The following is a 25561-nucleotide window of genomic DNA, read 5'->3' as shown; positions in this document are numbered from 1 at the left end:
GCACATAACTTTATGTTTTGAAACTTCTTTTATTTTAAACGATGTAGGGAAGCCGCGTAAAGAAAACTCGGCAATTGCCGAGTTTGAACACAGTATCTATCAAAACTTGTTTGTTTCTGCCGATATCAAGCAGTACAATCCTATACATGAATCACCGCTTGGTAAAAACTTTATTTTTCTTGCTCCCAAAGAACACGATGAATTTTTTTTCGCAGCAGCCTTATTCCCCCACCTCCGGATTGAACGTAATATAGTTTCCCATCTTTATCAAAAATAAAATACGTTGGCACGTATTCATTTTGAAAGGCGTCTGTTAAATGATGATCATTATCAATAAAAATAGGCTGTTTTATTCCTAATTTATGAGCAGTCTTTTTCACCTTTTCAATATCTTGATCCTTCACTGAACGAGGCATGTGTACGGACAAAGTAGTTATTGTATCCTTTAACTCTTCACAAAGTTTATTTACTTTTGGTATCGCTTGTTTACAAAGATCACAACTTACCGACCAAAATTGAACTAACGCAGGTTTTTCACCAATCAAATCATTTTTTGTAATCCTATCATTATACCAATTTTGGGTATCAGGTATATTTGGCATTTCAGATTTCAATTTTAACGGCATAATTCTTTCTGCCCCTCCTCTATCTAGCCATTCGTACTGTTTATACTGTATGCATTAAGGAGCCGGTTCGTCATGAAGATGTATGTTCTTCGAGCGTGCTTTGTCCTGGTTTCCAATTCGCCGGACATGGCCTCCCTGTCTGTAAAGCCAATAAAACACGTAATATTTCATCAACATCACGTCCGACATGGTGATGATGAACAACAGCGTACATAACTTCTCCTTCAGGACTTATAATAAAAAGGCCTCGATGTGCAATTCCTTCTTCGGCATCAAACACTCCATAATCTTTTGATACCTTATGATTCGTATCTGCTGCTAGTGGATATTTTATTTTCCCCAGCCCATCCTCTTCACGCGGTATATTTCTCCAAGTTTTATGACTGTAAATAGTGTCTGTAGAGACTCCTATCACTTCTGCATCTAATTCCTCGAATTCTTTTATATCATCACTAATGGAAGTTATTTCCGTCGGGCAAATAGTTGTAAAATCCATTGGATAGAAAAATAAAACCGTCCACTTATCTTTTTTCATAATCGAACGTAAACTAATTTTGGTAAATGATGTATCCGGCATTACAACGTCCATTGTAAATAGCGGTGCTTGCTTTCCTATTAATGATTCAGCAGTCACTCTCATTACCCCTTTCCCCATTATCCTTTTATCTCTTTCTATACTATACAAAATTGTTGATTATGTTATAATATCATTCATTCAACAAACGACATCGTGTTTTGTCGTATTCTTTCAGGGGTACAGCATAATTAGCATATGAATGATAAGGAGTGTAAAACATGGAACAATTGATGGAAAATGAGTTTTGGAGTTCTGTTTTAGGAGGAACGTTAAAAGGCGCCTTACAAATTGTACTAGTTATTATAGGCTTTTTTATTGTAAGAGCGATTGGTAAACGAATAATTAACCGAGCGTTCTCACGAATGCAAGAACAGCGAAACATGCACCCAGGTAGGGTTCAAACACTGCTGAAACTTAGTATTAATGTATTTTCGTACATACTTATCTTTATTTTTATTACCATCCTTATTGCCATTTTTGGACTTGAAATTGCACCTATTATCGCTGGTGCGGGTATTGTTGGTCTCGCTGTCGGATTTGGGGCACAAGGTCTTGTCAGCGATATTGTAACTGGCTTTTTTATATTGCTCGAAAAACAAATAGACGTTGAAGATTATGTAACAGCAGCTGGGATTGGAGGAGTAGTGGAAGAAGTCGGGCTACGTACAACACAAATTCGAGGATTCGATGGAACCCTTCACTTTATACCGAATCGTGAAATTAGCGCGGTCAACAATCATTCACGTGGAAACATGCGTGCCATGGTAGACATCAGTATATCTTATGATGACAATATTGATGAAGCTGTTCGTATTTTACAAGATGTGTGTGACCAAGTGGCTTCCGATGAGCCTGCTATCAAAGAAGGTCCCGATGTTCTTGGTGTGCAGGGGCTCGGAGATTCCGATGTGGTAATTCGTATTTTAGGAAAAACCGAAAATATGGAACAATGGGGCATTGAACGCAAGCTCCGTAAAGCTTGTAAAGAAGCATTAGACAAAAATGGTATTGTCATTCCATTTCCTCATCAAGTATATGTCGAAAAGAATTACGAAGCAAAATAATAAAACATTTGACGTCGTTGCTAGTCGTGACGACGTCATTTTATACTCGCCCACTGTTCATTCACCAACGCTTGATTAATCTTCACTCCCGCTTCATACCCTTCCCCTGCAGCACAAACCAGACCAGTAAATGAATGTTTTGCATCTCCGATAACATATAAACCTTCTACCGTAGTTTCACCATGCGCATCTGTTTCGTATTCTCCACGTTCGTTTCTTTTAATCCCTAAAGATTCCGGCAGTGGAAACGACTCTTTCTTTCCTGTTCCCATAATAAATCCAGCTGTACGGCAAATCGACTCTTTCTGCTCTACTCGTATCGATTGTAGTTTTCCTTCCTTCGATTGACATTCAAGAATCGGGGATTCAACTACTTTTATATGATGATCTATCAGCTCTTGTTTATCCGCTCGTTTTAGAGTTTCTCCGTTTGTAAACACCACCACGTCACGACTCCAGTTCGATATCAATGACGTAAAATGGACAATTGTTTTACCACTCCCAAACACAGCTAACGGCTCATCTTTATGCTCCCAGCCATCACAATAAGGACAAACAAAGACTGACGTTCCAAAAACATCTTGCAACCCTTTTATATCTGGTAATTCTTCTACCCGCCCTGTCGCGACAATCACTTTTTTGCTTTGAAAAATGTGATTGCTCTTTGTTTCTATAAAAAATAAATCATTTTGTTTAGTAATCGTCTTAACAATATCCTTTGTTTTTGCGATCGTTTTATATTTCTTTAATTGTGCAACTGCTATGTTCCGAAACCTTTGTGGTTTTTCTCCATCTCTTGTCAGAAAACCATGAGAAAACAAAGTCACATTATTTCGTGGAGTTTCCGCATCGATAATCACTGTTTTTCGAAGAGAACGTCCCAACACGAGTGCCGCATTTAATCCAGCAGGTCCTCCTCCTATCACAATAACATCCCAAATCTTCATATATAAAAATCCTCCTCCCTATTTGCATGTATTAGTCTGATGCAAGAAAAGACGTCCTATCCCCATGTATCATCATTTCTTCTGGACTTATACTGCCCTACGGCTGTTTTGGTAACACAAATATGTCATCTGTCATCATAAAAAAACTGCCCCGTCTAGTGAATAATCACTAAGCGAGACAGCCTGGATGAAGCAGTCCGTTATTGAATTTGCGGCAATGTTTTTACTTCTTGTTTCATATCCGCTTGACATAATGGGCAGCTGGGCGTCTGTTCAAACGTGAAATTTTCTCTCATCCAGCCCGCACAATCGTCACTTGTGCATGACCAAATGTTTGTCTCCACTTGTGGTGGCGGTTCTTTCTTTCCGTTGTAATAAGCCATAACCCAACCCTCCTTTTATACTTCTTCTAGTATACCACACTTTCGAAGAAGAAGTATTTTAGGTCAAGCTTGCGATAAAAATGCTGTCATATGTGAAATTGCTGTAAAGATTGCATTTTCATTAGGTTCTATGCGGGCATCATGCAGCCCGTACGGTGTATTAACGCCCAGCCAAAACATAGTTCCAGGAATTTCTTCTAAAAAATAACCAAAGTCTTCGCCTGTCATTGCTTCCCTACATTCAATCAAGTGGACATCTTTTTGTTGTTCACTGAAATTCATAAATGCTTGAGTTAAACGTTCATCATTAGAAACCTGACAATACGTGGAACCCCAATCGATTGTCGCACTACAATCAAAGCTCGTCTCAACACCTTGAATAATCCCCCGAATCCTTTGCTTAACTTTTTGCATGCTTTCTAAGGATAGTGTTCGAATAGTCCCTTCCAATCTTGCTGTTTCGGCAATAATATTTTGTTTGGTTCCGCCCTCTATGGTCCCAATGGTAACAACCGCTGAATCAAGTGGATCAACATTGCGCCCAACTATAGTTTGTAATTGCGTAACGAGGTGACTGGCTGCGACAACCATATCGTTTGCTTGATGAGGACGTGCAGCATGGCCACCGATTCCGTTTAAATTAATAAATAATTCCGACGTATTTGCAAACAAAAGTCCAGGTCTAGTAGCAATCGTGCCTACAGGATATTCAGGTGCAATATGAAGCGCATAAATCTCATCGGGCTTCCACTGTTTAAATACTTCTGATTGTAGCATTGGTAATGCACCGCCTGGACCTTCTTCAGCCGGTTGAAAAATAAACAGGAGATTCTCTTTTGGCTGGTTATGCGCGAAGTGATCAAGAATACCAAGCGCAATCGTCATATGTAAATCATGACCACAAGCATGCATATTTCCTTCATGAAGGGATGGAAAAGAGTAAGTTGTTTGTTCTTTTATTGGTAGTCCATCCATGTCCGTTCGGTAACCGATAGTTTTTGAAGGTGTATGCCCTTCTACAAAAACAAGCAATCCCGTCCGCCATTCTTTTATAGTCACATAATTATCCGGCATACCCGCAATCTTTTCTTTTACATAGTTTTGCGTTTTCACTTCCTCAAATCCTATTTCTGGTATTTGATGTAATTCGCGTCGAATGGAAATAAGCTCTTCTTGCTTCATTCAGGCTCCCCCGCTTCATTCATAATGGTTAATTCTTCTTCGAGTGCTTGCACAAAGGAGTCTGTCTCTTGTTTTTTCAAGGTAAGAGGAGGCAGTAATCTAATGATCGTTCCTTGCGTTACATTCACCATGAAACCACGGCACAAAAGTTTTTGCTGCATGTTTTTCACTTCACCTTCTCCTGCTTTTAATAAGATGCCCAACATCATGCCTTTTCCACGAATTTCTGTTATTTTCCCACCACTACGAACCTTCAAATATTCAAGCTGACTCCACAAGTAATTTGCGTGATCACGCCCGTTCTCTAGTCCCCCTTGGTCAAGTAATACATCGAGAACGGCATTCCCAAGTGCTGCACTTAGAGGGTTGGGGCCAAACGTTGTTCCGTGGTCACCCGGCTGAAAAAGATTATCAAGTCCTCCTTTTGCAATTAACCCCCCAAGCGGTAGTCCACCGCCAATGCCTTTGGCAAAAAGGATGATATCAGGTTCGACATTTGTATGTTGATAAGCAAACAGCGGTCCCGTACGACCCATTCCAGTTTGAATCTCATCCACACAAAATAGTACACCATATTGCCTACACAATTTCTCTGCCTCTTCTAAAAACGTTTCTGACAACGGCATAATACCACCAGAGCCGAGGACAGGTTCCATTAAGAGAGCCGCAGGTTTTTTTTCTTGAAAGACTGCTTCTAAAGATTCTAAGTCATGTGCTTTGGTCTCATACACCGGATAATCAGCAGCTGGAAAATCTTGATATATTCCAGCTTGACGGGTTAGTCGAATAGATCCCAGTGTTCGACCGTGAAAACTGTTTTCCAGCACAACAATACCGCTTTTTATATTATTATTTTGTTTTTTCCATTGATGAATTAATTTTACAGACGCTTCTACCGCTTCTGCCCCTGAATTTGCAAAAAATACTTTCCCTTGCACAGATTGATCGATTAAGCGCTGGGCTAGTGTAATTGCAGGTTTATTAAGAAAAACGTTAGAAATATGCAAAAACTGATGCGCCTGTTCTTCTAATTTTCTAAGTAGATAAGGATGAGAGTGTCCTAATATGTTAACAGCAAGACCAGTAAATAAATCCAAATAGGAGGTTCCTTCCTCATCAACTAAATAGTTCCCTTCTCCTTTTTCAATAGCAATAGGGAGACGCTGATACGTATGCATAAGATATTCTTGATCTAAATTACTCCAACTCATTGTTCTCTTTCCTTTCTGTTAAAGGCCTTGAATAGATGGAAGACTGCCCGGATTAGAAGTCATCTTCCAAGCCGGGCAGTCTTTTTAGTAAAACGTTATTTTACTTTTTAATCTTCATTTAAACGGCGAAGTTCTTGCTTCATTTCCGTTTTGCCTTTCGTTTGATCATCAATTTCTTTAATGACGCGTGCCGGTGTTCCTGCTACAACTGTATTAGCTGGTACGTCCTCAGTGACAACAGCTCCTGCTGCAACAACAGAACCTTCCCCAACTGTTACTCCTTCAAGAATCACGCAATTTGCACCAACAACAACGCCGTCTTCTACTACGACAGGCTGTGCAGATGGCGGTTCAATCACTCCAGCAAGAATAGAACCTGCACCAATGTGACAATTATTACCAACTGTTGCGCGTCCACCAAGTGCAACATTCATATCAATCATTGTGTTCTCACCAACGACCGATCCGATGTTAATTGTTGCCCCCATCATGATTACTGCGTTTTTACCGATTTCTACTTGATCGCGGATAACCGATCCCGGCTCGATACGTGCTGGGATATCCTTTGTATCAAGAAGTGGAATCGCAGAATTGCGACGGTCGCTTTCCACAACGTAATCATCGATTTTGTCTTGATTTTCTTCAATTCCGTTTTTTATATCTTTCCATTCTCCGAAAAGTACACCTGTATTACCTGTAATAAAACGTTTTGTCTCATTACCGAACCCTATTGTTTCCAGACCTTCACCGTTAATATGTACTTTCACCGGTGTTGTTTTTTCACTTTCAGAAATAAAGGAAATTATCTCATTTGCATCCATTTGCTTCATGGTCTTGTGCCTCCTTATCAATTCTCTTTCATAGGTTATCATAGGAAACCGTTGAAAGAAACCTATTTGTCTTATTTATAACAGGAAAATAGTACAGGTATGTAGAATTTTCATGAAAGAGTATATACATAAAAGGAGGAAGTTGATATGGGTTTAACAGCAGATATTTGTGATGAACATAAAGATAACGTAGTATTAGCTGATCCAATCTTTCATCATTATGGGAATACGACAACGTTTTCTGGTCCAGTTCAAACGGTTCAGGTGTTTGAAGACAACGTTCTCGTAAAACAAGCGCTTGAAACGATTCCAGAAGGAAGTGTTCTTGTCATTGATGGTGGTGCGTCTCGACGTTACGCATTAATGGGTGACAATCTCGCAGCTATTGCGCAAAAAAGAAATCTCGCCGGTGTTATTATTCATGGTTCGATTCGCGATGCGGGGGAAATTAATGAGATGCCTGTTGGTATATTTGCACTCGGCACAACCCCTTTTCCATCTATAAAAAAAGGGGAAGGCAAGCGCGGTACATCACTGCAGTTCGCAAACACTACATGGGAGCCCGGAAGTTGGGTATATGCCGATGAAGACGGTATTTTAGTAGCTGAAAAACAATTATAATAAAGACGAATCCCGAAGCTGTTCTTTAAAAATTTTTGAGAACAGCTTTTTTATATGCGTATTTCCCATCTTTGAATACCTTTACATAAGAAAACCCAGTTTACAAGTAGTGAAGTACTCTCTATAATAATAAAGGCGTAATTATTTACCTAGGTAAACATATAAGGAGCAATGAGTACATGATGAATCGTAGCGAACTTTTTCACCTTTTAAACCAAAAAGTGCGGCTTTTTTCGAAAGAAATGAATGATTATTTACAGCAACATAACCTTTACTCTTCCCAATGGACAATATTGTATATCCTTTTAGAAAACGGACCAATGACTCAGACGGACATATGGAAATACCTTCAAGTGGAAGCTCCAACTATCACGAGAACGTTAACTCGTATGGAAAAAAGTGGTTGGATTATAAAAAAACTAGGAAATGATAAACGAGAAAAAATTATTTTATTAACAGACGAAGCAAGAGAAAAATTGGATTTGATTCAACAAAGTGTCCAACAGTTCGAAAATGATTTTACGACAAATTTAACAACTAATGAGCAACAAGAACTTTATCGGCTTTTGAAAAAATTAGGCAGCGAAAGGAATGCGAACACCAATGAAAGCGAATGAAAAACCACCTATTTGGACAAAAGATTTTCTAAGCATTTCTTTTGTTCATTTTATCGTATTTGTCATCTTTTATACATTTTTAACGACGTTACCGCTATATGTAATATATGAGCTAGGAGGAACGGAAGCACAAGGTGGATTAGTTGTTACGGCAATGTTTATCACCGCTATTCTTATGAGACCCTTTTCAGGCAGTTTAGTTGAACGGCTAGGACGAAAAAAAATTCTCCTATCGTGCGTGCTTATCTTTACAGCAACTACGTTTGGATATATCTGGACAGAAGGATTCACCGCCTTGATGTTACTCCGTTTAGTTCACGGCATTTCATTTGGAGTTTTAACAACCGCAACTGCAGCGATTGCTGCCGATGTTGTACCGGATGAGCGACGCGGTGAAGGGCTTGGTTATTTTACGATGTCTATGAATCTAGCTGTCGTTGTCGGTCCATTCCTCGGATTGACACTAATCCAATATGTATCTTTTAAGTATTTGTTTATCATTTTAAGCATTATTATGATAGTCGGGGTTATTTGTTCCTTGGTTGTCAAAACTGTAGAGCAATCTCATCCTGCCCCTGAGGATGTAAAACGTAAAATGTCTATTCACGATTTTTTAGAACTAAATGCATTACCTATCGCTTTAATGAGCAGTCTTGTAGCATTCGCGTATTCCGGTGTTATTTCTTTTATTTCCGTATATGCAACAGAACTTGGTCTTGAAAAAATATCGAGTTACTTCTTTCTCGTATTTGCTGTGACAATGCTTTTAACTAGACCATATCTTGGCCGTTTATTTGACGAACGCGGCCCAAAAATTGTGATCCTGCCATGTTTGATCATTTTTGCTTTCGGTCTTTTGACATTAGGTATAGCTGAATCCGCTGTTTTATTTCTCATTTCTGCTGGTTTAATTGGTATCGGATATGGTACGCTCCTACCTTCTTTGTTATCAATATCCGTACAATCCTCTGCCGGTCACCGTAACAGTTATGCCACCGCAACCTTTTTCATGATGTTTGATTCTGGCATTGCACTCGGGTCTTATTTTTTAGGAATTGTTGTATCCTTCACCGGATTTTCTTTATTGTTTCTCTATAGTGCCGTTTTTGTGCTCATCCTTACGGTTAGTTTCTATGTCGTATTTAACCGGATTTCGGCTTCCTCTTCTTCAGAATGGAAAGAACAAGAAGTCGAGACGGCTGGCAAATAACTATTTGCCCGGCCGCCTCGGTCATCTTTAAAATTGTGCTGTTTCTGTTGAACCTTTCATTGCGGTTGTTGATGAGGATCCGCCTGATATAATTTGTGACACTTCATCAAAATATCCAGTACCTACTTCTCGTTGGTGACGCGTCGCAGTATATCCATTTTTTTCACTTGTGAATTCTTCTTGCTGCAATTCTGAATATGCACCCATGCCACGTTCTTTATAACCCTGAGCTAATTGGAACATGCTATGATTTAAGGCGTGAAATCCTGCGAGAGTTACAAATTGAAACTTATATCCCATCTTTCCTAATTCTGCTTGGAAATTTTCGATAGTATCATTTTCTAAATTCCCTTTCCAATTAAAGGAAGGGGAACAATTATAGGCTAGCATTTTTCCTGGAAACTTTTCATGAATCGCATCCGCAAAACGTTTGGCTTCTTCTAAATCAGGTTTAGATGTTTCACACCAGATTAAATCGGCATATGGAGCATATGCAAGCCCTCTTGCAATGGCCTGATTCATTCCAGACTGTGTACGATAAAACCCTTCATCCGTACGCTCACCCGTCAGAAATGGTTCATCAGCAGGATCTATATCACTTGTAATAAGATCTGCTGCATCGGCATCTGTTCTAGCTAATAGTAAGGTCTTCGTTCCGCATACATCTGCAGCAAGTCTTGCGGAAACTAGATTTCGCACAGCTGTTTGGGTAGGGACAAGAACTTTTCCTCCCAAGTGACCACATTTTTTCTCTGATGCTAATTGATCTTCAAAATGAACACCTGCAGCTCCAGCTTCAATCATGCTTTTCATTAATTCAAATACATTTAGTTGGCCCCCAAATCCAGCTTCTGCATCAGCTATAATAGGAGCATAATAATCAATATCTTCTCCACCTTCCATGTATTGAATTTGGTCGGCGCGTTGAAGCGATTGATTAATACGTTTAACTACGTGTGGCACACTGTTAGAGGGGTACAAACTTTGATCAGGATACATCTGCCCAGATAGATTAGCGTCAGCCGCTACCTGCCACCCGCTTAAATAAATCGCTTTCAAACCTGCTTTCACTTGTTGAACCGCTTGGTTTCCTGTCAAAGCCCCTAGCGAAGGAACAAATGGCTCAGAATGAAGCAATTTCCATAGCTTTTCTGCTCCTTGATTGGCCAATGTGTGTTCAATTGGGAGTGAACCTCTTACATTTACTACTTCTTCCGCTGAATAAGGTCTTTTGATACCTATCCAGCGTTCATCCTGCTCCCATTCCTTTTGAATTCTTTTAGCTTCTTCTCTTTTTTTCATCATATCCTCTCCTCCATTTCTTCTGTATTAATACAGTTTTTATTTACGGTTATTATAATATAACAGTTTAATCTGTTTTACAACAAAAAATCGTGATTTTTCTAAAATTTATAAAAATTGCTTAGAATATATTGTTATTTCAAAAACCATAGTGTTACATAACACTGCACACAATAGTAAAGCATCCTTCTCTCAACGAAAAGGATGCTTTGTATCTTATTAAAGTGGCTCTATATGATATCCTAAATCATATAGTACTTCTGCAAACTGAGCTCGAGTTAACAAAGACTCTGGACGAAATGTGTTATTCTCGTACCCATCGACTATAATGTATATTATTCTAAAGGGCCGGTTAAATCAGGAAACAAAGCAACCCTGATGGATTAGTTATTCTCCATCAGGGCTGACTTGCATGTAACGATATTACACATACATTTTTTGCTATTTACGAAACCATATACACATGACTTCTTCGGAAGACTCCGAGGCCTTCTCTACGACAATTTTTCCATCATTATAATTATATTCTTCTGTCCAAAGCCCTTCCATTTTGTTCTCATAACGTTTATCCGCTGAACCGAGGCGTTCGTTAATGTCTGCTTGTTTTAACGAAACATCTTGAACGGCTACTGATTCTGCTCGATTGGATTCAGGATGAATAAAATAAGTGAACTGGTCGTATTGCAAAAATTCACCACCTTCATACCAACCTGATTCATCTGGTTCTCCATAAGCTTCCTGAATATCCTTTTCGGACTTCTCCAGATAGGTTAAATTCTTATTATATGTGTCTTGAAAAAGGGTTGAAAATGCCTCGCGTCCTTCATTTGTTTGATTTGTTTCACTCTTTACGGCTGTGGGAGGCTGTTTTTCTACATTAAGAGTTTCGGCTTTTTTAGCAGATACCATAGAGGTTACAGTCTGTTCTTCTTGGTCCACATCGATACAGCCCGTCAGTATTCCAACACAAACCACCAAACTCCCTATTATCTTCACAGCCTTCCCCTCCTTTTTATATCGTTATTTAATGAATACCTCTGCTTATAACTTTTCACACCTTAAATCTCAAATTTGATACATTAGTCGGATAATTTCACTATTCCACTGCAGAATTAACGGGAGTTGATTCTACTTCTTGTTTCTCTTTTTTGTTCAAAAGAATAACGCAAATACTTGTCCCCGCTAACACGAATAGTGCACCTAATGTAACCCCTGTCCATGCAAAATGAGACCATAACCAACCAAAATATAAACTTCCCAAACTTCCTCCCAAATAATAAGAGGTCAAATAAAGGCCGGAAGCACTTGCTTTCGCTTGTTCTGCGTGTCTAGTCACCCATGAACTAGAGCTAGAATGAACAAAAAAGAAACCAAAACTCAAAATAATAAGTGCTACAATAATTATAAAAAAGGATGGTATTAAAGTCATCGCAATACTAAACACCATGCAAGTGATTCCAATTCCCATGCAAGTTGTTTGCTTCCATCGTTGTGCCGCTCTTCCAGCCATAGTAGAACTAATTGTTCCCGCGCCGTACGTTAAGAAAAGTAATCCCAATATCGTTGTGGAAACGCGAAAGGGTTCGTGACTCAAGTAGTAGGTAATAAAATTAAAAATACCGATAAATACAAGAAAATGAAGACCCCCGATAATATATGCGTACGTCATTATCGGGTTAGAAAGATGATATAAGTTGTTCTGAAACACTTCTTTTAGTTGAAAAGGACGAGGCTGAAACTGTCTTGAATATGGCAGCAACATATAAACGACAATAAATAACAGGAAGTTAATAATGGCCATTACTATAAAAGCTGTTCTCCAATCCCAACTATCGGTTACGACACCACTTAACACACGTCCTCCCATCCCGCCTAAACTATTACAACTTATGTATATTCCTACTGCAACCGTCATTGCGCGAACACTGAATTCTTCACTAATATAAGCCATCGCAGCAACAGGAATACCAGCTAATGCCGCTGCTTGGAACACCCGTGCCATCAACATCCATTCAAACGTGGGAGCAATACTTATCCCAACTGTTCCCATCGTTCCAAGCACCATCGCAATAAAAATAATATTCCGCCTGCCATACGCATCTGAAAGTGCGGTGTACAAGAAAAAACTAATTCCCAAAACAAACAGTGATATAGAAATGAGTAAACTTGATGTTGTCTCTGAAACGTTAAATTCATCTGAAAATAAAGGTAGTAACGGCTGTGGAAAATACATGTTTGCAAAAATTAATAAGGAAGATACTCCAAGTGCCATCGTTGCCTGCCAAAACTTTTTCGTTTTTCGTTCAATCATAAGTAATCCTTCTTCCTTCGTTCGAAATATATCTTTTTACATCGTAGCACTGCATTTTTCATAAATAAAATATATAATAAGAATAGAAATAATAACTTTTGGTTATAGAAGGTGTAATACATGGATGTGAAACAACTATATTATTTTTTAGAAGTAGAAAAATGGGGAAGTTTTACAAAAGCTTCAAAAGAATTAAAAATAGCACAGCCTGCTATCAGCAAAGCTATTCAAAACTTGGAAAAAGAGCTTGAACTCCCTTTATTTATCCGTGAAAAACGATATATTCGTTTAACAATGGAAGGAGAACTATTAAAAAAACATGCCGACGTACTTCTCCAAAACATACATCAAGCAAAAAAGGAGCTGCGGGAAGTAAAAGAAGGGATAAGGGGAACAGTAAAGATTGGCATCCCCTCTATGGTTGGCTCTTATTATTTTCCGGAAAAACTAGCATGGTTCAAAGAAATATATCCCCAGCTTGACATCGAACTATACGAAGCTGGGACAACTGTCATTGAACAAGCAATTCTCGATGGAGCTCTTGAAATAGGAACGGTTGTACAAAATGATGTATCACCAGAACTTGAAGTCCATCCTTTCTTAAAGGAACAACTAATGATTGTCGTTCCACCTTCCCATCGATTTGCAGTAAGAACCTCTGTGGGTTTAACTGAATTAGCGGCAGAACCGCTAATTCTCTTTAAAGAAGGGTATTACCAACGAAAAATAATTGAACAAGCGAGTCAGCTTTCGAGCTCCCCTGTCCAGATCGCATTTGAAACGAACCAGATTTCATTGGCAAAATCATTGGCCGCCCGTGGTTTTGGTGTTACCGTATTTTTACACATGGTTGTTCGCCCTGATGAAAATTTAATTGCGATTCCTTTTGATCCACCCATTCATTTGACGCTTGGATTAGCACATAAAAAAGGGCATCCGCCTTCTACAGCAAATGCCTCCTTTTTGTCTTTTCTAAAATCAATAGAAGAATATCCAATGGACTAATCCATGGAATCTCTTATAAACAATGTCGTGTGTTCGGCAAGATCAAGGTCGGTAATCTCAAAATCATCAGAATGTCCAGCAAAAGTCTTAAACGTACGTACAATCGGGCGCTGAGGTAGTCCCCTATGTTGTTGTACGACTACTCCACCTTCGCCAGTTGTAAGTTTTACTTGGCTGCCGGTCGGATAGAACGCAATCGTCCGCATGAACTTCCAGACGACATTGTAAGAAAAAGAATAATTCGTGAGACCAAGTAGTTTTTCACAAGCTTCATATGGCTGCAACGGTCGTTCTCCGTCATGATTGCCACTCACTAAGTTATCATAATAGTTTGCAACAGAAGTAATCCTTGCCAACAAATGAATATCCTTTTCTTCGAGTCCGCGCGGCTCTCCACTCCCGTCAATTTGTTCATGGTGAGCAAGCGCAATATGAGAAGATAACGTACTTATTTCTTTATTTTTCCGTAAAAAATTAAAGCCGCGCCATGCATGGTGGTTTATTTCTTCATCTGCGCGTGGTGGTAGTATTTTTCCTATATCATGCAGCAAAGCACCAATAGCAAGCTCCTGTAGCTTCACACGTTCTAAGCCCATTTTATTACCGGTCAAAATGGCCATCATACACACATTTAAAGAATGAGTATATAATGCGTTGTCTTCTGTACGAATATCCGTTAAATTTAATAAAATATCTTTATTTGCCAGAATTTCTTCTAACAAAGAATAAATGGTTTTATTTAATGACTTAACATTTAACTCTCCACCATCTTGTACATATTGAAAAGACTCAGCAAGTGCTGACGTTGTTTCGCGTCTTGTTTTCTCTGAAACAACCTCTTCTACTGTGACATCACTAAGCTGTTCATCTTCAAGAAAAACGGCTTGTACTCCCATGTGATTCAACCTTGCTATCAATCCTACTGTTAAAGGAATACCTGCATTTAACAATATTCTGCCGTCGGCTGAGTATATATTTTTTGCTAATTTATCTCCTTGTTCAATATTTGCTGTCAACGTATATCGCATGATTTTACCACCTTTTGTCTTCTCGAAAGCATCTTCTTTCTATTATATCGGAGGTAAGTCCAGGATGTAACAGTTTTGATACAATATTTTTTATAAAAAAAGCTGTCCACCTCCTATTGGTGAAAACAGCTTCGTCCTTCTATTGTCTTGTTGTTTTCAAATATGATTTGGCTACATTTCGTACATCGGGAGTCCAGCTATTTAAAGACGCTGTCATCGCCTTTTCTACTGTTTCTACACCTTCTTGCTCCCAATATCCAAGCGTTTCATCTTCTGTCTTAGAATCTTGTAAAAAGTGACGCACAGCAGAGCGCATCGAGTCCGCATCATCACCTTTCACTCGCATGTGAATGTTATCCCCCACACGCACCGTCGTAAATACCGACATCATCCCGAGCACACTTTTTCCATTGGCAGCGGCTTGTTTCTTTTCAAAAAATACATCACTTTCATAATGCTCCAACAGATGAACGAGTTCGATCACTTTCTGCACAGATAACCCTTTATACAATGAAAAAGTTTCAAGTTGTTCCATTTCTATATCTTCCCCTTTACATACGTACCTTATATTCGTACTCATTATAAAGAGTCTATGCCCGAATTTCTACCGTTTCAAAAGAAGATGTCACAGAAAGTTCGAACTCTAATCATCTTCGTTTCGATCCAAGGATGCTAAAAAAGCTTCTGGATTTTTTTCAAAATATAGCGATCTTGATGGGAAAGCAACATTAACTCCTTCTTCTTCCAGAATGCGAATAACATTTAAGTTCATCTGTTGTTTTACATCATACCATTCGACCCAGGCCGTCGTTTTCGTGAAAAAATATAAGAAAATATCATAAGACGAATCACTTAATTGACTAAATTTTACAAGAATGAGTTCTTTATCGACTTCTTCATGATTTTGAAGCATCTCTTCAATCCGCTGCACTACTTTTTCAATTTTGTCAGGAGGCGTAGCGTATTCAATCCCTACTGTGAAACTAATTCGGCGCACATGCATCTCTGACCAGTTGGTAATTGCTTCATTTGCGAGTGTTTTGTTGGGAACAGTGACAAGCGAATCGGCAAATGTCCGCACCTCCGTACTTCGAAAGGTGATATCCTCTACTAATCCTTCTACTGTTGGAGTTTCTATCCAATCTCCTTTCTTGAATGGACGCTCCGCTACAATAATGACTCCACCAAAAAAATTACTAAGGGTTTCTTGTGCAGCCAATGCAACAGCAAGTCCACCGATTCCCAGTCCTGCGATGAGTCCATTAATGTCATAACCCCATTCGTATGCAACCACTGTTATGGTTAATAAAACAATCACAAATCGCGTCAGTTTTGACATAAATGGGATAATCATACTATCTGCCCCATCTTCCATCTTATGAGATATTCGATGGAACAAACTTGACGTAGTCGAGGAAAAATTAAATAATCCCCAGCCGATAATAATAATTACGATAGATCGGTAAATCGTGTTTATGACTGTCATTAATTCATTTGGAATAGGTAAATACAGGATCGCTAAATAAAAACCTAATATACCTATAAAAAAACGAACTGGTTTTTCAAATGCGACAAGCATATTCGTAAAAATAGATGTCGGAGATTTTTTCGCGATTTTCATAATGATTTTAAAAATATATCTCGTGAAAATTTTCCTGAAAACAAAAATAACCAGAAATATAGCAAATGCGATTCCTATTTCTGTCCAAGGTAAACCAAGAAACGCATAATACCAATTGTATGTAAAGTCCATTGTCTTCCCTCCATCTAAAACCTACCTGCTTTATCTTAACATGATAGAGCTTCCATTCACCATCCAAACCAACATCATTTTTAGCAGTAATTCTTATTTTTCTGATAGGGTTTAAATCATATATTTTGTTTCCCTTACAGTGTAATGCTATAATTCTTTCACAATTATTTACAAAGGAGGGGTATAGTGAAACACATTTGGCAAGGATACGTAAACACGTCATTAATTTTAAAAATTACGATTGCACTTATTCTAGGAATTATTACCGGACTTCTTTTTGGGGAAAACGCCGCTGTGCTTGAACCATTTGGGGATTTACTTATTCGTTTATTAACCTTTCTCATTATTCCATTGATTCTGTTCACTTTAATAGTCGGCATTAACCAGACTAGATTAACAAATCTAAGCCGCATGGGAGGAAAAGTTTTTTTATACTACATCATCACTTCAGCACTTGCACTGACTGTAGCACTAACTTTAGCCAGTCTTATTAACCCAGGTGATGGTGTAACGTTACAAACGGATGAAGAGGTAAACATTCCTGATAATCCCGGATTCACCAGTGTTCTGCTGCAAATTGTTCCTAAAAACATTGTAAGTGCCTTTAGTGAGATGAACTTGCTTGGCATTATTTTTACTGCCATTATTTTTGGTATTGCTATTGCTTCTATCCGGGCATCTGAAAAAACGAAACATCTCGGTGATACTGTTTTTTACGTTGTAGAGGGTTTGAATGAGGCTACTTTCAAAATAATGTCTTGGGTTCTGCAATATGTTCCTATTGGAATTTTCGCAATTATGGCGAAAACAGTTGGTAATCAAGGAATAGATACACTTACGTCACTTGGAGAGATGGTTGCTGTATTTTATGGAGCTATTGTCATTCAAATTATTTTATACACTATCGTTTTAAAATTATTTAAAGTTAATATTAGACAGTTTTATTCGCAAGCTAGAACTCCAATGATTACGGCTTTCGTAACTCAAAGTAGCTCTGGTACGCTTCCCCTTACTTTAAATGCTGCCAAGAACTTGAAACTGTCTCGTGGACTATACGGTTTTAGTTTGCCACTAGGAGCTACGATTAATATGGATGGCGCTGCTATCCGAATTGGTGTATCTGCTGTGTTTGCTGCAAATGTCGTCGGAGCTTCGTTTTCAATGGGGAATTTAATTGAAATCGTCGTTGTAGGAACTCTTGCCACCATCGGAACAGCCGGCGTTCCAGGAGCCGGACTAGTCATGATTGCAACAGTATTTTCTATGGCGGGGCTGCCAATTGAAACGGTCGTACTATTGAGTTCTATTGATGCTCTCGTTGGAATGGGAGCTACAATGACAAATATAACCGGCGACTTAACCGGAACGACTGTTATAAATGCCACTGAAAAAAGGAATTCAGACATTTAATAATCGTCTCAATCTACGAAGCCATCCGATTCTTTTTTAGTATTCGGTTGGCTTTTTTATTTAGATAGTAGTACTGCAATCCCATTCGTTCTTCCAATTAGCTTGTATAGATTATTATTATTTACAAAACCTATACTATGAAGAAGGGGGAAAGATATTCATGAAGTCGAAAAACCGAAAAGGTCCTAAACAACAACAAGAACCTAATTTGCCTCAATCTCCCAAGCAACCATACGGTGAGCCAATGAGTGGCTCTCACAAGGAAAAAAATCAGAATCATTCACGACAAAAAAAGAACGCTTCTCACGATATGTAAATTTTATCGTTCGTGAAAAATCTGTTGGGAACAGAACTCTGTTTCCAACAGATTTTTTTATGTCGTCTAATATTTATTATGGTTCCAAACTACGTATATATTTTCTAATTAATGGTTACATTGCTAACAAGGTAATAATCAGATTTCCCATACTTGGAAGGAGAAATAATATGGCGGAAAATAATGAAAAAACAACCATGTCACGCCGCCGATTTATTAAAAACTCAAGTTATGTTGCAGGTGGAGCAATAGGCGGCGGCGTTCTCGGCACTGTACTCGGAAGAAATCTTTTAAACGATAATCAAGGAACCGCTCCAAAAGAATCCTCAGGCGATTCTTCTCAAAACTTCAATCGGGCTTTGATGTATTTCACAAGAGAGAAAGATTTTAACATTTTAAGTCAGGCGACCGAACGAATTTTCCCTGAGGATGACAATGGTCCAGGAGCTATAGCTTTAGGAGTCCCTTTTTTCATTGATCATCAATTGGCAGGCGCATATGGTCATAACGATAGAGAATATATGCAGGGTCCCTTTTACCCTGGTTCTGATTTTCAAGGCTATCAGACCCGGCTTAAACGTCATGAAGTATTCGATGTCGGTATCCAAGCAATGGATAGAGAAAGCCAAAAGGAGTTTGATGCATCTTTTGAAGAACTTGAAGGAGAGCAACAAGATCAGATTTTGAAAAAACTACAAGATGGTGATGTGGAATTAAAAGGGGTAACATCCTCTACCTTCTTTGAACTTCTCCGCTCAGCTACGATAGAAGGCGCTTATTCCGATCCGCTTTATGGTGGAAACGGTAATATGGAAGGGTGGATGATGAAGGAATTTCCTGGTAACTACATGAGCTATATCGATGAAATAGGTGAAGAAGAATTTATTACAAAAGAACCTAAAGCTTTACGAGCACATATTTCAACTCAATAAAGAATGGAGGATGACACGTGGCAACTGAATTAGAAAAAGTAGAAATCGTGACAGTCGGAGTCGGTTGGACAGGCGGTATTATTGCTGCCGAACTAGCAAAAGAAGGAGCCCAAGTGGTGGGACTCGAACGAGGCAAAGGTCGTTCAACAGAAGACTTTCAACATATTCATGACGAATATAGATATGCCATCCGATACGAATTGATGCAGGATTTATCGAGAGAAACGATTACTTTTAGAAATCATCGAGATGAACGTGCCCTTCCCATGCGTCAGTTAGGATCGTTTTTACTCGGCGAAGGGCTTGGAGGTGCGGGTGTTCATTGGAATGGACAAACGTGGCGTTTTTTACCATATGACTTAGAAATCAAGTCCAAAACCGATGAACGATACGGCGAAAATAAATTAGGAGACGACTATACTTTGCAGGATTGGGGGATATCCTACGATGAACTAGAGCCGTATTTTTACCAATTTGAAAAAACAGCTGGGATTAGTGGTGAAGAAAACCCAAAAGGTGCTCCGCGAAACAATCCTTATCCTACACCACCCATGAAGGAGACACCAATTACACAACGATTTAAAGACGCTGCAAATAGCTTGAACCTGAACCCTTTTCATATACCATCGGGTAATTTATCCGAAACGTATGAAAATCCAGATGGAGAAACAATTAATCAATGTCAGTACTGTGGATTTTGTGAACGTTTCGGCTGTGAATATGGGGCTAAGTCTACTCCAAACATGACGGTCATTCCAACTGCTCTCGGGACAGACAATTTCGAATTAAGAATGCATTCTAACGTGACGGAATTAATGTATGACGGGGATACGGTCACCGGTGTTCGATATACCGATCTACAAACAGGGGAAGAATTTATTCAGCCTGCCGACATCGTTGTATTGACAAGTTATGTGATGAATAATGTCCGTTTGCTTTTAAATTCAGGAATTGGCCGTCCTTATGATCCAGAGACTAGATCCGGTGTGATTGGTAAAAATTATTGCTATCAAATTTTGCCAGGTGCTAATGGATTTTTTGAGGAAGAAAAATTTAATACGTACATGGGAGCAGGCTCTCTCGGTGCTGCTGTGGACGACTATAATGGGGACAATTTTGATCATTCAGATGTTGACTTCATCCACGGTGGTGTAGCCGCTATCACCCAAACCGGACAGCGTCCAATTAACAATAATACCGTTCCCAACGACACGCCAAATTGGGGCGCCGAATTCAAGTCCCAATCAATTAAATATTATCACCGTGTTTTAGCTGTTGGCGCACAAGGTGCTTCAATTCCGCACCGCAACAATTATTTGAGTTTAGATCCAGATTATAAAGACATATTCGGACAACCGCTTTTGCGTATGACTTACGACTATACAGAACAAGATAGAAAGCTACACAATTATCTTAGTGAGAAATGTGCAGAAATTGTGCGTGAAATGGGGGCGGATAATGTAGAACCACGTGAAATAAGTGACCACTATAATATTGTGCCTTATCAAACCACTCACAATACAGGTGGTGTCATTATGGGTGCAGACCCTGATACATCGGCGGTCAATAATTACCTACAAATGTGGGATGTCGACAACCTTTTCGTTGTAGGAGCTTCTGCCTTTGCGCACAACGGAGGTTATAATCCTACTGGTACTGTCGGTGCATTAGCGTACCGAGCAGCAGAAGGTATAAAAAAATTCAGAGAAGAAAACGGACAGCTCGTGCAAGGTAAAAGAAGCAGTAAACAAGTTTAATGTCTAAAACTAATCGGTCCGAACGTTCAGGGAAATGCCTCCAATTAATAAAGCATGGCACGTTCAGCATCTCCTGCTGATACGTGCTGCCATTTTTAACTACGAAGCTTTTGGACGTTTTTCCCTCGTCTCGGTCCGTTTTTTACTCATTTATTTGCTAACAAAGACCTCTAAAAAGGAGCGATTACGATGGGACTCACCAATATAGGCATTCCTGGTTTAATTATCATCCTTGTCGTCACATTAATAATTTTTGGGCCGAAAAAACTACCAGAAATAGGATCTGCGTTTGGTCAAACTCTGTCCGAGTTTAAAAAATCCGCAAACACGTTAATGAATGATGATGAGCCGGAACCAAAAAAGATTGAAACCTCTGCAAGTGAGCAGAAGGGGAACGATGATGACGGAAACACAACTCAGTAAACAAGAACAAGAACAAACCCTTATCGAACATATCACAGATCTTAGAAAAGCTATCATACGTTCTGTGGTTTTCTTTGTTGCCTGCTTTATTATCATTCTTGTTTCCATTAATAAAGTGATACCAATATTAACGGCAGAAAATGACTTAGTCATGCTAGGGCCGCTCGATGTTGTGAGATTCTATACCGGAATTGCAGGAAGTCTTAGTCTCGGCTTCTCTGCACCCTTTATCGGTTATCAAATGTGGAAATTTGTCCGTCCAGCCTTGTCTAACCAAGAAAGCAAAACAGCTATATCATTCATTCCAAGTATTTTCATCAGCTTTGTCGCTGGTATAGCGTTCGGTTTTTTCGTGATTTTCCCCACCGTCTATGGATTTCTCATGAATATTGGAACCAATAATTTTGATATGATGATTACAGCAAAAGAATACTTTTCTTTTATGTTAATGACATCCATTCCACTTGGTTTTCTTTTTGAAGTCCCGCTTGTGCTCATGTTCCTTACAGCAATAGGAGTTATCACACCCAAAAAGTTAGGTGAAGTCAGAAAATATGGTTATATTTTCATGGCCATTATTTCTGCATTGATTACGCCGCCTGATATCATTTCCCAAGTGATTGTTCTCGGCCCTTTAATTGGTTTATATGAATTAGGTGTTGTTCTTTCCAAAGTAATATACAAGCGTAAATTACGGGCAGAAAATAACCAGAAAGCATCATAATGACAAAATCGAGGTTAAAGTATTTGATTTTAGGATGAATTTTTATTACAGCCGTCGTGCTTCACGGCGGTTTTTTATCTATAAGATAAGATGCTTAATTATGTATTCATGGCATTCGCTATATATGACATTTTTATTTACTATTATGAATACTTCAGAAACAAAACATATCTTTTTATACGGTACATCACTGTAGAAAAGCTTCTTGTCAATGACTAAAGGGATACTTCGTTCGTCACAAATAAAAGGTTAGAAATCATAACTAGAATATCTGGACGGAAGTGGGATGAGTACAAATTTAAGAGGGAAATGTCCCAAATATAGAATTAAGTACTACGTCTATATTTGGGACATTAATCCCGGTTCTCTTTTATATAAACGAAAACCTCCGTATTGTTCCTTCGGGATTATAACATTAGAAGAAAAACCTCATGTCGAACATGGTTTTTTATAAAGAAAAAAGCTGACCGATAAGTGTTTGTAATCACTTCAGGTCAGCTTTTCCTTTTATACTTGTAACGTCCAAATGCTCTGGATTTCTTCCCGCTGCGGGAATCCCTGCACGTCGGAATTAGACCTGTCGCAGTCATTCAAGGGGCTTGCGGTTTTCTCTTAATTATAATTTGTCCTCTATTATATAGTTGTCAATGAAATCGAGAACTTCGTCCTCATCCCCCGGCTCCAAATCCACGTCTTTTTCCTCGTAAATTCTATGTAATTGAACACACGCTAGAGCTTCATAGTGATAAGCTTCTAACAAATTATTTCCAAGTTCATTCATACTCTCGGTGTCAAAATTGCCATCGTGAATGTCGTCAATTTCTGATTCCAACGGCTCAATTGTATCAATAGCTTTTTCGTAAGCTTTAATCATTTGCTGCCGAGCGTAATCCATTTCATTTGTTTCTAATTCCACTCGTTTTAAGTCCATTAACATGTCAGGAATATTATTCATAAACTTTTTATAATGAACACCAACCGTATCTTCTGCTTGCATAGAATTTAAAATGCCATTAATATAACGATGGTAATCTATCTTCCTGAGGGAGTTGAGAATTGGTTGAAATTTCTCTACGTCGCTGTTTATCTCATCTTTGGACGATTCAACCTCTAATCCAACGTCTGCCCATACTTCTTCGTATTCATAAGATTCAAATTCTTCCTCTTCCCCAGTATCTTGTTCTTCTTCGGAAGAAACATCCGCTAAATTAGATTCATTATCTTTATCTTCTGATTCTGTTTCTTCTCCATTTACCTCTTCTTGTGCTTCAGAATTTGCTGCAGCGTCATCAGCTGCTTCTGTGTCCTCTTCATCAGAGCTGCAGGCTGCCATTAATGCGACGATAAATGTTAAAGTAAGTATCAATGCTGACTTTTTCATAGAAACCTCCATTAATATCAATTTTTATAAAATTTTAGCTTATAAGGATGGAATTTTCACACGATAATAAGGATACTTAAAAAAATAAAGAGATAAAAGAGAATGAGTAAAAAATAGGTAAAAAGATTTTTGTTGTTAGGTCTTAAATACTATAGTGTTTAGAAAACTTTGGCGTGTCATCTTGTTTTTTGTATTTTACCCTATCTACAAAACTCTCCTGAATCACCCCCTCTTCCATGAGCCATTTTAAAAAAAACTCTCATCAACTTCAGCCTTCCATTGAACGTTTTCACAGACCAACCTTTCGCATTGAGTAATTCCTTGCTCTTGTAGCCATTCATTCCAACTTCGAAAAAACCAGATGAAGATTCAAGGCTATTTTCAGTCAGACCTTCAAAGCGCTTCTCAGATAGAATTTCTTGCTGTGCCATTTCGATTGAAGCCATAAAAAAACCCCTTTCTTAAAATCCCCTGAAAAGGATTCTAAAAAAGAGGTTGGTAAGTTCCATTTTTGGACTCTTTACTTATAACGCTGTCGAATATGTATGGTGAGCCGTACTGGACTTGAACCAGTGACCTCTTGCCTGTCAAGCAAGCGTTCTCCCACTGAACTAACGGCTCTTTTTGTAAAATGCTTTATATTAACGATGATTTTTATTTTACGATTTAATCAACGAGTTTGCAATACCTTTCGTTAAAAATTTGTTTATTCCCATTGATATGACTGTTTTGATAGAAAAAAAGACCCTGTAACAACATAACTACAGGGTTCTATCATTTATACACGTTTATTTAAATTTCATTTCGGTTATTTAATTCTGTTTCACTGTCTCCTTCCCCTTCTTCTATCGTGATTGGACGCTTGTCCCGTTTAAAGAAATTGTTCCACATATTACGAATCGCTTTCCACACATTATTTCTCTCCTTTAACCGCTTGATGATACCGATATAAAACTGTTGCCAATTGTTCGCGGGTCAACGCATCTTTTGGTCGTTCTCCATTCATAAGTCCTTCCTTTTCTGCCCAATTCCAAGCTTTTTCGTGCGAGGAATGGGGTTTATTATTACTCATTTCGCCCCCCCCATTAGATAATACTTCTTCCAGTTTGGCTAAAGTACGAGGGCCAGCGATACCATCTGTTTTTAACTTGTGTTTACGTTGAAAAGAAATGACAGCTGATTCGGTTTCGGAACCATAATCGCCATCAGCTCCATATACGGATAAATTTTCTCCCACTTGTATTAAATGTTCTTGTAATTGTTTGACGCTGTTCCCTTGGTCTCCTCTCTGCAATAAAGAGGAAGTTGAACCAGACAAAGGTCGATTATTATTCAAAGCTGTTCGAACATCATTCATGTTTATGCCAGGACAAGCTGTCATAGTTCCTGGCAGTTCATTATGACCTAGAACATGTTCTATGGGAATATTAAATTTTTCCATCGCCCTTTTCGCTCTTTCGGTCCAACTTTCTTCTTGAACATCTGTAAAAGAACCATTCCCAACTAGACAAATATGATACGTATAGGAATTATGATTCGCTACGCCGTTCGTTACCATCGTAGGGCGGTAACACACTTGCACGGTGCCATCGCGCAAGATAATTTCATGATATCCTCCCGTTTGCCATGAAGGAGTGAATTTACTCCAGGTGTTGTTCCAAAAAGACCAAAAATCACCTGTTTGGGAAGCAGAATGATGACGAACAATCATACGAATGCTAGATTCTTCTCGTCTATGAGAACGTTTCGGAGTGGTGTTGCGGATGTCCTCAATATCAGGCATAAGGTCACCTCCTTGATGAATCTATAAAGCATCTTACATTTACAAACTATGAAAAAATTGAAAAAACGATTGTATCATTGACTCAGAGAAAACTACTTTATTATTCAAATAAACATTTGATTATGATACACTATATTCAAATGGTTATTTGAATATAGAAGGGGGTTT

The 25561-nt window shown here is 38.7% G+C and carries 28 protein-coding genes and 1 tRNA gene; 11 read left to right on the top strand and 18 right to left on the bottom strand.

The window, feature by feature from the left end:
• Positions 1–170 precede the first annotated feature (170 nt).
• Both J2S78_RS06810 and J2S78_RS06805 read right to left on the bottom strand, forming a co-directional pair.
• Complete coding sequence (locus J2S78_RS06810) at positions 171–626, bottom strand: TlpA family protein disulfide reductase (protein ID WP_306897278.1); 456 nt, start codon at positions 624–626, stop codon at positions 171–173.
• Between the two features lie 70 nt (positions 627–696).
• Positions 697–1260 carry a peroxiredoxin gene (locus tag J2S78_RS06805; RefSeq protein ID WP_306897277.1) on the bottom strand — a complete coding sequence of 188 codons (564 nt, stop codon included), beginning with the start codon at positions 1258–1260 and terminating at the stop codon, positions 697–699.
• Positions 1261–1421: 161 nt separating this feature from the next.
• Between J2S78_RS06805 and J2S78_RS06800 the strand changes: the two genes are divergently transcribed.
• Positions 1422–2267 (top strand): mechanosensitive ion channel family protein, encoded by an 846-nt coding sequence (locus J2S78_RS06800; protein ID WP_306897275.1) that lies wholly within the window; start codon positions 1422–1424, stop codon positions 2265–2267.
• 35 nt (positions 2268–2302) lie between these two features.
• Here J2S78_RS06800 and J2S78_RS06795 read toward each other — a convergent pair whose 3' ends face one another.
• The 5 genes from J2S78_RS06795 to dapD all read right to left on the bottom strand — a co-directional run bounded on the left by J2S78_RS06795 (position 2303) and on the right by dapD (position 6820).
• Positions 2303–3214 (bottom strand): NAD(P)/FAD-dependent oxidoreductase, encoded by a 912-nt coding sequence (locus J2S78_RS06795; protein ID WP_306897273.1) that lies wholly within the window; start codon positions 3212–3214, stop codon positions 2303–2305.
• 200 nt (positions 3215–3414) lie between these two features.
• Entirely contained in the window at positions 3415–3597 is a 183-nt protein-coding gene (locus J2S78_RS06790) for a cold-shock protein (RefSeq protein WP_125559225.1), read from the bottom strand.
• A gap of 63 nt (positions 3598–3660) precedes the next feature.
• Positions 3661–4779, bottom strand: coding sequence for an N-acetyldiaminopimelate deacetylase (locus J2S78_RS06785; protein WP_306897269.1), 1119 nt, complete (start codon positions 4777–4779; stop codon positions 3661–3663).
• Positions 4776–5990: an aspartate aminotransferase family protein gene (locus J2S78_RS06780; RefSeq protein WP_306897268.1), complete on the bottom strand. Its 1215-nt coding sequence runs from the start codon at positions 5988–5990 to the stop codon at positions 4776–4778. Before J2S78_RS06780 ends, J2S78_RS06785 begins: the two co-directional genes overlap by 4 nt.
• Positions 5991–6097: 107 nt before the next feature.
• Positions 6098–6820 carry a 2,3,4,5-tetrahydropyridine-2,6-dicarboxylate N-acetyltransferase gene (gene dapD / locus J2S78_RS06775; protein ID WP_306897267.1) on the bottom strand — a complete coding sequence of 241 codons (723 nt, stop codon included), beginning with the start codon at positions 6818–6820 and terminating at the stop codon, positions 6098–6100.
• 147 nt (positions 6821–6967) lie between these two features.
• Here dapD and rraA point away from each other — a divergent pair, with 147 nt between their 5' ends.
• The 3 genes from rraA (at position 6968) to J2S78_RS06760 (ending at position 9268) form a co-directional block, all read left to right on the top strand.
• Positions 6968–7441: a ribonuclease E activity regulator RraA gene (gene rraA, locus J2S78_RS06770; protein WP_306897264.1), complete on the top strand. Its 474-nt coding sequence runs from the start codon at positions 6968–6970 to the stop codon at positions 7439–7441.
• Positions 7442–7623: 182 nt separating this feature from the next.
• Positions 7624–8058 (top strand): MarR family winged helix-turn-helix transcriptional regulator, encoded by a 435-nt coding sequence (locus J2S78_RS06765; RefSeq protein ID WP_306898738.1) that lies wholly within the window; start codon positions 7624–7626, stop codon positions 8056–8058.
• Positions 8045–9268: an MFS transporter gene (locus J2S78_RS06760; protein ID WP_306897262.1), complete on the top strand. Its 1224-nt coding sequence runs from the start codon at positions 8045–8047 to the stop codon at positions 9266–9268. The genes J2S78_RS06765 and J2S78_RS06760 overlap by 14 nt, the downstream gene beginning before the upstream one ends.
• Before the next feature lie 27 nt (positions 9269–9295).
• On the opposite strand, the gene aceA is transcribed toward J2S78_RS06760, so the two are convergent.
• The 4 genes from aceA to J2S78_RS06745 form a co-directional block, all read right to left on the bottom strand.
• The gene (aceA, locus tag J2S78_RS06755; protein ID WP_306897260.1) at positions 9296–10573 is read right to left on the bottom strand and encodes an isocitrate lyase; all 1278 of its coding nucleotides are present in this window, start codon (positions 10571–10573) and stop codon (positions 9296–9298) included.
• A 216-nt stretch (positions 10574–10789) separates the two neighbouring features.
• Positions 10790–10897 (bottom strand): S-layer homology domain-containing protein, encoded by a 108-nt coding sequence (locus J2S78_RS17085; protein ID WP_370871560.1) that lies wholly within the window; start codon positions 10895–10897, stop codon positions 10790–10792.
• Positions 10898–11011: 114 nt separating this feature from the next.
• Positions 11012–11566, bottom strand: a complete 555-nt coding sequence (locus J2S78_RS06750) for a hypothetical protein (protein ID WP_306897258.1) — start codon at positions 11564–11566, stop codon at positions 11012–11014.
• Positions 11567–11666: 100 nt separating this feature from the next.
• Complete coding sequence (locus tag J2S78_RS06745) at positions 11667–12881, bottom strand: MFS transporter (protein WP_306897256.1); 1215 nt, start codon at positions 12879–12881, stop codon at positions 11667–11669.
• 120 nt (positions 12882–13001) lie between these two features.
• Here J2S78_RS06745 and J2S78_RS06740 point away from each other — a divergent pair, with 120 nt between their 5' ends.
• The gene (locus tag J2S78_RS06740; RefSeq protein ID WP_306897251.1) at positions 13002–13886 is read left to right on the top strand and encodes a LysR family transcriptional regulator; all 885 of its coding nucleotides are present in this window, start codon (positions 13002–13004) and stop codon (positions 13884–13886) included.
• Here the strand turns inward: J2S78_RS06740 and J2S78_RS06735 are convergent.
• The 3 genes from J2S78_RS06735 to J2S78_RS06725 form a co-directional block, all read right to left on the bottom strand.
• Complete coding sequence (locus tag J2S78_RS06735) at positions 13883–14914, bottom strand: HD-GYP domain-containing protein (protein ID WP_306897250.1); 1032 nt, start codon at positions 14912–14914, stop codon at positions 13883–13885. The genes J2S78_RS06740 and J2S78_RS06735 overlap by 4 nt on opposite strands.
• 139 nt (positions 14915–15053) lie before the next feature.
• Positions 15054–15449, bottom strand: coding sequence for an HPr family phosphocarrier protein (locus tag J2S78_RS06730; RefSeq protein WP_306897249.1), 396 nt, complete (start codon positions 15447–15449; stop codon positions 15054–15056).
• 108 nt (positions 15450–15557) lie between these two features.
• Complete coding sequence (locus J2S78_RS06725) at positions 15558–16667, bottom strand: mechanosensitive ion channel family protein (RefSeq protein ID WP_306897247.1); 1110 nt, start codon at positions 16665–16667, stop codon at positions 15558–15560.
• 186 nt (positions 16668–16853) lie between these two features.
• On the opposite strand from J2S78_RS06725, the gene J2S78_RS06720 reads away from it, so the two are divergent.
• From J2S78_RS06720 to tatC, 6 genes are all read left to right on the top strand, one after another.
• Positions 16854–18077 (top strand): dicarboxylate/amino acid:cation symporter, encoded by a 1224-nt coding sequence (locus J2S78_RS06720; RefSeq protein WP_306897246.1) that lies wholly within the window; start codon positions 16854–16856, stop codon positions 18075–18077.
• A 160-nt stretch (positions 18078–18237) separates the two neighbouring features.
• Positions 18238–18393, top strand: coding sequence for a small acid-soluble spore protein P (locus J2S78_RS06715; protein ID WP_306897245.1), 156 nt, complete (start codon positions 18238–18240; stop codon positions 18391–18393).
• Positions 18394–18563: 170 nt separating this feature from the next.
• On the top strand, positions 18564–19325 hold the full coding sequence (locus tag J2S78_RS06710) for a gluconate 2-dehydrogenase subunit 3 family protein (protein WP_306897244.1): 762 nt from the start codon (positions 18564–18566) through the stop codon (positions 19323–19325).
• A 17-nt stretch (positions 19326–19342) separates the two neighbouring features.
• The gene (locus tag J2S78_RS06705) at positions 19343–21082 is read left to right on the top strand and encodes a GMC family oxidoreductase (protein ID WP_306897243.1); all 1740 of its coding nucleotides are present in this window, start codon (positions 19343–19345) and stop codon (positions 21080–21082) included.
• Between the two features lie 189 nt (positions 21083–21271).
• The gene (gene tatA, locus J2S78_RS06700; RefSeq protein WP_306897242.1) at positions 21272–21505 is read left to right on the top strand and encodes a twin-arginine translocase TatA/TatE family subunit; all 234 of its coding nucleotides are present in this window, start codon (positions 21272–21274) and stop codon (positions 21503–21505) included.
• A complete protein-coding gene (gene tatC / locus J2S78_RS06695) occupies positions 21480–22229 on the top strand; it encodes a twin-arginine translocase subunit TatC (protein WP_306897241.1) in 750 nt (249 codons plus the stop codon). Before tatA ends, tatC begins: the two co-directional genes overlap by 26 nt.
• Positions 22230–22845: 616 nt before the next feature.
• On the opposite strand, the gene J2S78_RS06690 is transcribed toward tatC, so the two are convergent.
• The 4 genes from J2S78_RS06690 to J2S78_RS06675 all read right to left on the bottom strand — a co-directional run bounded on the left by J2S78_RS06690 (position 22846) and on the right by J2S78_RS06675 (position 25393).
• Positions 22846–23610, bottom strand: a complete 765-nt coding sequence (locus J2S78_RS06690; RefSeq protein ID WP_306897240.1) for a hypothetical protein — start codon at positions 23608–23610, stop codon at positions 22846–22848.
• 200 nt (positions 23611–23810) lie between these two features.
• Positions 23811–24056 carry a hypothetical protein gene (locus J2S78_RS06685; protein WP_306897239.1) on the bottom strand — a complete coding sequence of 82 codons (246 nt, stop codon included), beginning with the start codon at positions 24054–24056 and terminating at the stop codon, positions 23811–23813.
• 100 nt (positions 24057–24156) lie between these two features.
• Positions 24157–24231, bottom strand: a tRNA-Val gene (locus J2S78_RS06680).
• 292 nt (positions 24232–24523) lie between these two features.
• Positions 24524–25393 (bottom strand): peptidoglycan recognition protein family protein, encoded by an 870-nt coding sequence (locus tag J2S78_RS06675; protein WP_306897238.1) that lies wholly within the window; start codon positions 25391–25393, stop codon positions 24524–24526.
• Between the last annotated feature and the right edge of the window lie 168 nt (positions 25394–25561).

The organism is Salibacterium salarium, from assembly GCF_030813635.1.
GTDB classification, from domain to species: domain Bacteria; phylum Bacillota; class Bacilli; order Bacillales; family Marinococcaceae; genus Salibacterium; species Salibacterium salarium.
Note: the sequence above shows the minus strand (reverse complement) of the source record. Positions and strands in the feature narration are given on the sequence as shown.